The 3,197-nt window shown below is 67.0% G+C and carries 2 protein-coding genes; both read right to left on the reverse strand.

Translation table 11 applies throughout. The annotated features are described in order from the left end of the window. Positions 1-491: acyltransferase family protein (locus KBI5_RS28295; protein WP_241883167.1), on the reverse strand; the 491-nt coding region annotated here is incomplete at its 3' end. 275 nt (positions 492-766) lie between these two features. Continuing rightward, a complete protein-coding gene (locus KBI5_RS24290; RefSeq protein WP_241883168.1) occupies positions 767-2,848 on the reverse strand; it encodes a glycosyltransferase family 2 protein in 2,082 nt (693 codons plus the stop codon). Positions 2,849-3,197: the final 349 nt, after the last annotated feature.

Raw genomic sequence — 3,197 nt, forward strand, 5'->3', positions numbered from 1 at the left:
CGCCGCAGCCAGCCGGCGACCAGGGCGAGGTATAGATAGAAGTAGACCTCGACGGCCAGCGACCAGGCCGGGCCGATCGTGTAGAACACCCGCTTGCTGTCGAAGACCTGGGTGAAGGTCAGGTGTTCGACCAGGTCGATCCAGTCGCCGGGCAGAGTGGGATTACGCGCCGCCCACACGACGATGAGCGCCGTGTAGTACAGCGGAAGAATCCGCAGTCCACGACGTATGAGCGTGTTCTTGGGTGACCGTTGGGTCCGGCCGGCCCTGACCCGGTTCGCCATCGGCATATACAGCAGGAACCCGGAGACCAGGAAGAACCAACTGATCATCCCGTCGAAGGCGCCGAGGACCTGGCCGAGGAACGTACCCGCGTACGGCGTGTTGCCATCCCCGCGGCAGAACTGATAGGCGTGAAAAATGATCACTGAGATCGCCGCCACGCCGCGGAACCCGCCCAGGTCGACCAGCTCGAGCCTGGGATCGCCCACCGTCGTCCGTCGGCGACCGCGGCGGTTCCCTCCGCTCTCTCCGGTGATACCCACCCCCCCGGCCCGCGGCCGGGCCGAGGTCCGGACCGGCACGGTCGGCCGCTCTCTCGGCGGCGGCACTGGCGGCGGCGGCACCGGTGGCGGCGGCACTGGCGGCGGCGGCACCGGTGGCGGCGGCACTGGCGGCGGCGGGGGCTGCGCCCACCAGGACGGGAGAGCCGGCGCGGGCAGAACCCGGGACCTCGGCACGATGTTTCGAGGGCCGCCTGGTGTGGTCATGACCTGGCTTCGGGGTAAGGGACCACACCGCCCGCCGCGGAGCCAGCTGGAGGTGCGGAGCCAGCTGGAGGTGCGGTCGCGCCGTCCGGCGTGACCGGGTCGGGCTGCGGCACGGCGCGTGGGGTCACGTGCCACTCGCGTTCCCGCAGCAGCTCCTTCACCGGTGCCAGCCGGGCGATGACGTTCTTGAACTCGCTGTAGACGATGTTCATCAGGCAGAACTGGACGAACCAACTCCGATGGCGGCGGATCGTGGGGTCGGCGAGGGCGTACGCGAACAACGCCTGGATCGGGCCCGCCATCGCCGAGAAGAGTGTGGCGACCACGTACAGGGAGACGTTCAACCGGAAACCGTGCCCGGACTGCGGGTGCAGCAGACCGAAGACGATCAGCGGATACATCTGCAGCGAAAGCCACGGATATATCTCGCGCCAGCCCAGCAGCCAGAGCAGGCCGAGTTTCTGGCGGGCGGTGAGGTCGGGTGAGCCGACGRCTTTCCACAGATGCCGCTGGGAGACCTGGTACCAACCCTGCGCCCAGCGCAACCGCTGCCGCCACAACGCCGACATCGTCGTCGGCGCCAGCTCGTAGGAGACCAGTTCCGGGTCTGCGACGATCCGCTCACCGCTCATGATGGTGCGCAGACTCGCGTCGATGTCCTCGGTCAGCATCGACCCGCGCATACGGGTCTGGTGCAGCAGGTCGGTCCGCCAGTAGCCGTTCGACCCGCCGAAGATCCCGAAACCATGCATCCTCGCCCGGCCGGGATGACTCACCGCATAGATCGACTCGAATTCCACGGCGACGGTGCGGCTGATCCGCGATGCCTCTCCGTTCCGGATCACGCAGTGCCCCTGGACGACCGCGGCCCCGTGCGACAGCCACCGCCAGGCCCGCCGGAAGGCGTCCGGTGCCGGATGATGATCCGCGTCGAAGACACCGACGAACTCACCGGTGATCRTTGGCATCGCCGCGTTCACGTTCTGCGCCTTGGAGGTGCTGGTCGGCACGTGCATCGGGATGAAACGGGGATCGGAATCGGCGATCCGCGCGAGCGTCTCCTCCACGGGCAGGTATCGGGGAGTGTTATAGGCGAGGATGATCTGTAGTGGACCCGGGTAGTCCAGCCGGAGGAACGCCTTGACCGTGTCGACGATCGTGGCCGACTCGTTCGGCAGATACGCGGCGATGATGGCGCTCGCCGCCGGGAACGGCGCGGCGGGCGCGTCCGGGCACTTCTCCGGTTCGAGCGCCGACAACTGCTCCAGGTAGGTGGTGAGGGTAGTGCCGGCCAGCGCGATGGCCAGGAGTGCGAAGACGACGTGGGTCGGGTCGAGGCCCAGTGTGAACAGTGTGCTGTAGATCCCGAACGGGAGTCCGAGGCAGATCGCGGTCGAGACGACGATCTGGACGGCGTCGGACGGCCGCAACCGTGTGTGCAACGGGCGCCCGGAACGTCGCGGCTGGTTCTCCGCTGGTTCCATCTTCGGGTCGTAACAGACGGGGACCATGTCGAGCTGCCCTGCGGCGAGCCCCATGGCCAGCCGGGCCCGCCGCAGGGCGGTGGCATCATCGATGGTGTCGTCCACCTGGACGAACCCCGGAACGGGGGTGACCCGCAGACGCTCGCCGTTGACGGCGAAGTCACAGCTTGCGACCGTACGCACGATCTCGCCGAACGCCGCTTCGGCGGAGCGGCCCGGCCGCGTCGGCAGGACGACGACCACCTCGCCGGGGCGGCCCTGGCCGATGGCGGAGCCACGCCACCGATGCAGATCACCTGCCAGGGCGGYGACCTGATCGAGTAGAGACAGGCAGGCGCCCGGAGCGAGGCGCTCGCGCAGCCGGYCGAACTCGGCGATGTACAGAAGGCCGACGACGCAACTCCGGCCCGTCGATCGAGTACGGCTCCGGGCCTGCTGGACGGTCGCGATGGCGCGATCGTGGTGCTCGTGATGGTAATGCCGTCGTCCTGGCACCCGCATGACCCGCCGCCATCCGGATCCATCCGGGACGGCGAGGTCACTCGTTCGCGGATCCAGATCCACCACCACGTACTCCGGCGGCGGAACTGCCATGTTCGGTGTGTTGATCCCCCCCGGCGTCGGCCTTTCAGCGACCGTTTCAGCGAAATTCGCAGCCATGAACTGAACTCTCGCTAGATTCGCCGGATAATTCTAAGTCTTTTTGGTGTAGGGAGTCGGGGCAGCACTCCTCTCTCCTGGCCGGAAAGTAAATACCTGGGAGCGTGATTCTCTACTGGTTCAGCTTTATCGTGGCCGACACCATACCAGTCGGGGTTCGGGTGTCTGTTGGTGGGCCGTGCGCCAGGGGGAGACGATACGTTGCGTTAGCGGCATGCGAGTTAGATTTAACGTTCTGTTCATCCTTTGCGGTAATCATTCTTACCCGCGCGGATCGCGGACG

It is taken from the genome of Frankia sp. KB5, from assembly GCF_002099325.1.
In the GTDB taxonomy this organism is placed as follows: Bacteria; Actinomycetota; Actinomycetes; order Frankiales; family Frankiaceae; genus Frankia; species Frankia casuarinae.